The 7,086-nt window shown below is 74.4% G+C and carries 8 protein-coding genes; 4 read left to right on the top strand and 4 right to left on the bottom strand.

Features of this window, described 5'->3' with window-relative positions:
- Together DZF91_RS43260 and DZF91_RS30880 are read right to left on the bottom strand one after the other, a co-directional pair.
- Positions 1-132, bottom strand: a 132-nt coding sequence (locus DZF91_RS43260) for a DUF5691 domain-containing protein (RefSeq protein WP_456236665.1), incomplete at its 3' end; no start/stop codon positions are given.
- A 17-nt stretch (positions 133-149) separates the two neighbouring features.
- Positions 150-1,112, bottom strand: coding sequence for a serine/threonine-protein kinase (locus DZF91_RS30880; protein WP_117360605.1), 963 nt, complete (start codon positions 1,110-1,112; stop codon positions 150-152).
- A 376-nt stretch (positions 1,113-1,488) separates the two neighbouring features.
- On the opposite strand from DZF91_RS30880, the gene DZF91_RS30875 reads away from it, so the two are divergent.
- Entirely contained in the window at positions 1,489-2,673 is a 1,185-nt protein-coding gene (locus tag DZF91_RS30875) for a serine hydrolase domain-containing protein (RefSeq protein ID WP_158588091.1), read from the top strand.
- Between the two features lie 78 nt (positions 2,674-2,751).
- Here the strand turns inward: DZF91_RS30875 and DZF91_RS30870 are convergent, their stop codons facing one another.
- The gene (locus DZF91_RS30870; RefSeq protein ID WP_117360606.1) at positions 2,752-3,462 is read right to left on the bottom strand and encodes a M50 family metallopeptidase; all 711 of its coding nucleotides are present in this window, start codon (positions 3,460-3,462) and stop codon (positions 2,752-2,754) included.
- A 170-nt stretch (positions 3,463-3,632) separates the two neighbouring features.
- Here DZF91_RS30870 and DZF91_RS30865 point away from each other — a divergent pair, with 170 nt between their 5' ends.
- Positions 3,633-4,322 carry a hypothetical protein gene (locus DZF91_RS30865; RefSeq protein WP_117360603.1) on the top strand — a complete coding sequence of 230 codons (690 nt, stop codon included), beginning with the start codon at positions 3,633-3,635 and terminating at the stop codon, positions 4,320-4,322.
- A 44-nt stretch (positions 4,323-4,366) separates the two neighbouring features.
- On the opposite strand, the gene DZF91_RS30860 is transcribed toward DZF91_RS30865, so the two are convergent.
- A complete protein-coding gene (locus tag DZF91_RS30860) occupies positions 4,367-5,296 on the bottom strand; it encodes a DUF5996 family protein (protein ID WP_117360602.1) in 930 nt (309 codons plus the stop codon).
- Positions 5,297-5,399: 103 nt separating this feature from the next.
- Here DZF91_RS30860 and DZF91_RS30855 point away from each other — a divergent pair, with 103 nt between their 5' ends.
- Positions 5,400-6,359, top strand: a complete 960-nt coding sequence (locus DZF91_RS30855; RefSeq protein ID WP_117360601.1) for a threonine ammonia-lyase — start codon at positions 5,400-5,402, stop codon at positions 6,357-6,359.
- A gap of 160 nt (positions 6,360-6,519) precedes the next feature.
- The coding region (locus tag DZF91_RS39120) for a hypothetical protein (protein WP_199487010.1) at positions 6,520-7,086 on the top strand (567 nt) is incomplete at its 3' end.

The raw sequence follows: 7,086 nt of genomic DNA, 5'->3' as shown, positions 1-7,086 counted from the left end.
CGTCCCGGCGCGGCGCCGGACGGTCAGCACGGCCGCCTGGTCGAGCAGCCGCCGCGCCGCGTCCGGGTCGTGGCCGACGATGCCGTCCGGCGGCGGCCTGCGGCGGTCGGTGCCCAGCAGCGCCGCGCTCACGTGCTCCGACCAGGTGCTCACAGCGGCACGACCCCCTCTTCGGGATGCCAGAGGACGAGCGGGCGCAGGCCCTCGGGCGTCCACTCGCCCGACAGTGTCACCGGCGCGCCCCCGGACACCGCCAGCAGACGCCACGGATCACCGGTGCGCACCGGCAGTGCGTCGCCGTCGGCGTCGAGGACGTGCGGGTCGCCGCGTTCGTCCCGGGCGGGACGGACCCGCGCCAATACGGCCGGCCAGTGGTCGAGCCACGGGTCGCGGGCGAGCGCAGCCGCGTACTCGTCGAGCAGGCCGCGCACGGACGTCCCCTCCGGCGCCCGCCCCGGCACCCCCGTCGCGGCGCGCTCCGCACGCTCGGCCACAAGGGCGCGGAGGCCGTCCGAATAGAACGCCAGCTCGGCGTCCACCTCGGCGCCGACCACGAACGACGCGTCGAGCGGACGGCCCCGCGCCGCGAACGACAGCACCAGCGCCGGACGCCCGCTCGACATCCCGCGCAGCCAGACGCGGCGGGTGGTGAGCTGGTCGGCGGTGGAGTCGCGCGAGCCGACCACGCACCACGTGTCGCGGACGCGCTCGCCGCGCGCCAGCACGTCGTCCTGCGGGACGGTGAACCCGATGCGCGCGCGGACGATCTCGCGCAGGCGCGGCGGCAGCTCGGCGCGGCCCTGGTACGCCCGCACCAGCAGCCGCAGCAGCGCGTACTCGGCGAGCAGCCGGTCGGGCCAGCCCGCGCGGCGCGGCACCGCGGCGAGCGCCTTCACCTGCCCGGCCAGGGCCCCGGCCGACGCGTCGACCAGCCGCCGGGACGCGTCGTCGCACAGCCGGTAGGGGGCCCGCTCGGCCCGCGCCAGCCCCTGCGCGACCTGGTCGCGCAGCCACTGGTCGAGCTCGGCGAGTCCGTCGCCCACCCGGCGCTCGCGGCGCTCGGCGGTCTTCGGGTCGCGCCCGCGCCCACCCGCGTTCGAAGCCTCGCTCACACCGTCGAACCTATCCGCCGGGTCCGACATTCTCCGGTGTTCCCGACAGCGGTCAGACGGCCCGGTCAGCGCGCCCCCGGCGGCTCGGCCGCGGCCGGGTCGGCGGCCTGGTCAGCGGCCCGACGGCGGCCTGGTCAGCGGCCTCTGCCCTTGCCCGCGGTCGGGCGGCTGCGGTGCCGGCGCGCGCGGAGGCGCGCCTTGCGCTTGCGGTGGTAGGACCCTCGGTCGAGCTTCTTCGCGGCCATGGCCCATGGTCCGTCCGCGCGCGGCCCGAGGCGAGCGGGTGGCCGCGTGCGGACAGGTGGACCCAGGTACACCCTCCGCTCGGTGTCCAGGCCCATGGGGGACGAAAGCGCCGGTCGGCAGGCTGAAGCACGTGAAGAACACCGTGCAGCGCAACACCGTGCAGCGCAACACCGTGCAGCGCATCGCCATCGCCACCGCGGCCACCGGAGCCGCCGCCGCCCTGACCGCGGCCGTCGTGCCCGCGACGGCCACCGCCTCGCCCGCGTCCACCCGGTCCGGGGCGTCCGCCCCCGCCGGGAGCGCGCTCCAGCGGGCCGCGGACCGGCTGGTCGAGGACGGGCAGCCCGGCGTCATCGCCCTCTCCCGGCGCGGCGACCGGGTCACGCGCGTCACCGCCGGCGTCGCGGACACCGCCACGCGCCGGAAGATGACCCCTGACCTGCGGTTTCGTATCGCCAGCGTGACCAAGACCTTCACCGCCGCGGTCGTCCTGCGGCTGGTCGCCGAGCACCGCCTCTCGCTGGACGACACCGTCGCCCGCCACCTGCCCGGCGTGCTCACCCGCAACGGCAACGACGGCCGGAAGATCACCGTCCGGCAGCTGCTCGCGCAGACGTCCGGCCTGAACGAGTACGTGCAGGACCCGCGCATCTGGCAGGACGGGGGCCGTGTCTGGAAGCCGCGCGAGCTGGTGGACATCGCCCAGGAGAAGGCACCGCTGAGCCGGCCCGGCGCCAAGTGGAACTACGCCAACACCAACTACGTCCTCGCCGGGATGATCGTGGAGAAGGTCACCGGCCGTCCCTTCGGCGTCGAGCTGCAGCGCCGCGTCGTCGGGCCGCTGAAGCTGCGCCACACCTTCCTGCCCGTCGCCGACACCGGCTTCCACGGCGCGTACGTGCACGGTTACCTCGACCGGTACGGCGACGTCAGCACGGCGATCAGCCCGTCGAGCGGCTGGACGTCCGGCGGGATCGTCTCGACGGTGGACGACGTGGCGCGCTTCCAGCGGGCGCTGGTGACCGGGCGGCTGCTGCCCAAGGGCGTCCAGAAGGCGATGATGACGACGCGCCCGGTCACCGACGACTGGGTGAAGGAGGACTACGGCCTCGGCCTCGCCCGGATCAAGACGACGTGCGGCTACGCGTGGGGCCACGACGGCGGCTGGCCCGGCTACCGGACGTGGTCCTACACCACCCGGGACGGCGGACGGCAGGCCGTGATCACCTACAACCAGTCCAGCCCGGCGCTGGAGGCGCGGCCGGCCTTCCGCGCCGACATCACCAAGGCGATCGACGCGGCCCTCTGCCGCTGACACCGCCCTCGCCCTCGCGGGCGAAAAAAGCCCCCGCCGACATGCTCGTCGGCGGGGGCGGGCGGCGTTCCGGGGGACTCAGACGCCCGGCGTGGACGCGCCGTCCGGGAACAGCAGCGCGCCGCCCGCGACCAGCGCCAGCAGCGCGACCAGCCCGAACACCGTCACCCAGAACAGGCCGGGCACCCCGGTCAGGTGCGCGAGCTGGTCGGCGTCGGAGCTGGGGGCCATCCGTCGGGTCCGCATCCGCTGCAGCTCCACGACCGGGCGCGCGCCCGCGAGCAGCAGGAACCAGGCGGCCAGGTAGCCGAACCCCGCCTGGACGGTCTCCCCGGCGAACCAGGACACCGCGAACACCACCGCGCCGGTGAGGATCACCGACAGCGCGCCGTAGGCGTTGCGGATCATCACCAGCATCCCGACGAGCAGCAGCAGCGAGAACCACAGCATGAGGGTGATCCGGCCGCCCGCCAGCAGCGCCGCGAACAGCAGCCCGAGCAGCGGCGGCGTGATGTACCCGGCCATCGCGGTGAACACCATCCCCGGGCCGTGCGGCTTGCCGCGCGACACGGTCACGCCGGAGGTGTCGGAGTGCAGCTTGATGCCGTCCAGCTTGCGGCCGGTGAGCAGCGCGACCAGGGCGTGGCCGCCCTCGTGCGCGATGGTCACCACGTTGCGGGCGAGCCGCCAGGTCGGGCCGTGCGCGACGGCGGCCAGGGCCACCACGCCGGCGAGGGCCACCAGCCACCAGGGCGGTGCCTGCTGGGTGCCGGTCAGCCGGTCGAACATGTCGGCGATGCTCACCTGGTCGTTCACGTCCACCTCGGGTCTCGTCGGATCGCGCTGCCCAAGAGTAGGACGTAGCGGGTAAGCCCCGCGTTCGGTTACATCTCGATCCCCTGACGGCCCCCGTCTCCGCCGCATTGCGGAAAGCGGACGGATGCGGTGGAGTCTGCGGGGTGAAGTACTTGATCGCCGCGGCCCTCACCTTCGCCGGGGGAGCGCTGCTGTCGTTCGTCGCCTTCGGCGAGGCGGCCTTCAGCCTGCTGGGCCTGGTCGGGGTGCCGGGGCTGCTCGTCCTGCTGTTCCTGGTGCCGGCGCTGTCCTCGGGACGGTCCGCCGAGCTCGGCCGGATCGGGCTCGGGGCCGCGCTCCTCGTGGTCGTGGGGGTGTCGCTGCTGGCCGCGTTCGCGCCGAAGTACGCGGTGCTCCTGGCGCTGGTCGCGGGGTTCGGCCTGCTGGCGGGATGGCCGCTGGCCGCCTCGGCGGCCCTGCTGATGGCGGTCGCGTCCGTCCGGGCGGGACGGTCGCGGGCCGCCGCCGCTCCGGGCGGCGCGCGCGTCTGGTCGCGGATGGCGTGGACGTCGGTGCTGGCGCTCGCCGCGACCTACGGCTTCGGCCTCTCCCACCTGGACGACGACATGCGGGACGTCAAGGACCGGGTGTGCCGCTACACGTCGGAGGGCGCGTCCGCGGGGCACACCGGCGGCCAGTCGCTGCTGCCGTTGAGCGACACCACCTGCGGCCCCGACACCGTGCCCGGATTCGTGAACCCGCTGCTCGTGGTGCTCGCCACGCTCCTGGTGCTGTGCGTGGGCGCCTACTGCGGGGCACGGCTGAGGACGCGCACCCCGCGCCCCGCGGCTTGATCACGCCCGCCGTCCTCACGATGGAAAGGGGGCTGCGGGCCAGGTCAGACGCCGACGACGCGTCCCCGGGGCGGGCAGAAGGACGAGTGGAACTCGTCGTACGGCCACGCGGCCGTGCGGGCTCCGGCCGCGTAGGCGCTCTGCAGGAAGTCCAGCAGCGTCCCGCGCGGGTCCTCCGCCGTCCGGACGACGTCGTAGGGCAGCCGCGCCTGGTGGGTCGGGCCGGTCGGCTCCCAGGACGCCTCGACGGGGACGAGCGCCTGCTCGGTCAGGTCGTCCGGCTCGGGATGGGTGTAGGAGTAGAACGCCGAGCGCGGGTAGGCGCTGTCGCCGGCCCACCAGCCGCAGCTGATCACCTCGTGGCTGTACGCCTCGGCGGTGACCCCGTCCACGCCCTGCATGGGCGGCGCGGGACGGCCCGAGTACCGCGCGGTCGCCAGGTCGAAGCTGTGCCAGAACAGCTGCACCGGGCTCGCCTTGCCGCAGAACCAGCTCTGGAACTCCGAGAACACGTCGTCCGCCCAGACCAGCGCGTCCCGGAACCGCTCGACCGCCGACCGGTCGTAGGAGGCGTGCTCGGTGTCGTCGGCGAACGGCGTGGTGATCGGGACGCCGAACGGGACCGCCTTGATCTCCACCCGGATGCCCAGCTCGCGCAGCAGCGCCTCGAGCTCGTAGTAGAACGCCGAGACCGACACCCCGTCCCGGAGCGGGATGGCCTCCTCGCGCCCGCGGGTGCGCACCACGAGCCGGTGCTGGACCAGGTCGAACGAGATGCGGAAGTGGACGCCGTCGTGGACCAGGCGCTGGGTGGAGTAGCCGTGCTCGTCCACCCGCAGCGTCACGTGCCACCAGTGGTTGCGGGGCGGGACCGAGGCGAGCTGGATCTTGCCCACGATCTGCGTCCACAGGTGCAGGGTGTCCTTGGTGTCGGCCCACTCGTCGTACGGAAGCTCGGGCGGCGCGGTGCTCATGCCCCGCCTCCTACCCAGGCCGGGTGTCCGGCACAACCGGGAATGCCCGTTCGCTGCCCGTCCCAAAGGCGATCTTTGCGCCGCCGATGAATATATTTCTCCCATGGTGTCCCCAGCGGCGAACACGAAGGTCCGGGACGTGCGGACCCCCACGGCGGCCGACCTGCGCGCGGCGGCCGGACGCGTCGCCGCCGTCCTCGCCCCCACGCCGGTGCTGCCGACCGCGCTCGCGCCCGGCGCGCTGCTGAAGGCCGAGACGCTGCAGCCGACCGGCTCTTTCAAGATCAGGGGCGCGCTGTCGGCGGTCTCCGGGCTGCCGGACGGGGTTCCCGCGGTCACCGCGAGCGCCGGGAACCACGGGCTCGGCTTCGCGCACGCCGCCGCCCGCACGGGCGCGGACGCGACCGTCGTGGTGTCCGAGCACGCGTCCCCGGCGAAGGTCGCCAAGATCGCCTCCTACCCGGTCGCGCTCGTCCGGCACGGGGCCGACTACGACGCCGCCGAGGCGCACGCGCTGTCGCTGCCCGGCCGGTTCGTCTCCCCGTACAACGACCCGGACGTGATCGCCGGGCAGGGCACGATCGGCGTCGAGCTCGACGCGCAGACCGAGGGGCCGCTGACCGTCGTCGCCCCGGTCGGGGGCGGCGGCCTGCTCGCGGGCCTGGCGCTGTGGGCGGGCACCCGCGACGGCGTGCGGCTGGTCGGCGTCGAGTCGTCGGCGTCGCGGGCGGTCTCGGCCGCCGTCGCCGCCGGGCGGATCGTCCCGGTCGAGGTCGGGGACAGCATCGCCGACGGCCTGGTCGGCAACCTGGAGCCCGGCTGCGTCACCCCGGGCCTGATCGCCGCCGCCGGACCCGTCCTGACGCACGTGTCGGACGCCGAGATCCGCGCCGCGATGCGCTGGCTGTTCACCGAGCACGGCCTGGTGGCCGAGGGGTCGGGCGCGGCGGGCGTCGCGGCCGTCCTCGCCGGGAGGGTCGAGGTCACCGGACGTCTCGTGGTGGTCCTGACCGGCCGCAACGTCACCGTGGACACCTACCGGGACGCCCTCGGGAGCCGCTGACGCGGGCCATGCGCCGCCGGACGCCGCCGTGTTTCGGGGTAAATGAGCGGCAATTCCGACGGCATCGTTAATCGTTCTTTAAATTTCGTGTCGGCGGCTCTTCCATCTCCCTAGCTTTGGGTCGTTATCGATCCTCGGAAGTGGGAGAAGGGGTTCCGCGATGCCGGAAGACGTCCCGACCAAGACCCCGGTGGAGTCGCTCTACTGTGAGCTCGTCCGTTTGGCGTACCTGGTCCTTCCGGGGGCCGGGACGCGCGTCCACAGGCTCGCGCTCGCCCGCCGCATAGTGGACGGAGTGCTCTCCGGCCGCACCGGACTGGGCGTCCCGACGAGCGCCGTGACAAGTCCCGGACCGTACGCCGGAACAGGCGCGACATTAGCCGGAACGGCAGCCGGGAACGCACATGGCGGGAAGGGCGGAAAAGGCGGGACCGATGTGCGGGCGGCGGCCGACGCCGCCATCCGGGAACGCCTGCGCGCCCGGGTGCTGCGCCGCGCGACGCGTCCGTCGCCGCTGCTGCGCCTCGGCCTGACCCCCTGGCTGAGGACGCCGCCCGGACGGCTGCCCGACGCGGCCGTGACCGCCGCCCTCGCCGGGCTGGACACGCCCGTCCGCGTCGCCTGCGTCCTGCTGGCGGTCGAGGGCAGGGGCCGCTACCAGGCCCGGGACGCGCTGGTCGGGCTGGGCGTGCCGGACCCGTGGGCGGCGGTCGAGGCGGCCGGGAGG

It is taken from the genome of Actinomadura logoneensis (assembly GCF_003428695.1).
GTDB lineage: Bacteria > Actinomycetota > Actinomycetes > Streptosporangiales > Streptosporangiaceae > Spirillospora > Spirillospora logoneensis.
Note: the sequence above shows the minus strand (reverse complement) of the source record. Positions and strands in the feature narration are given on the sequence as shown.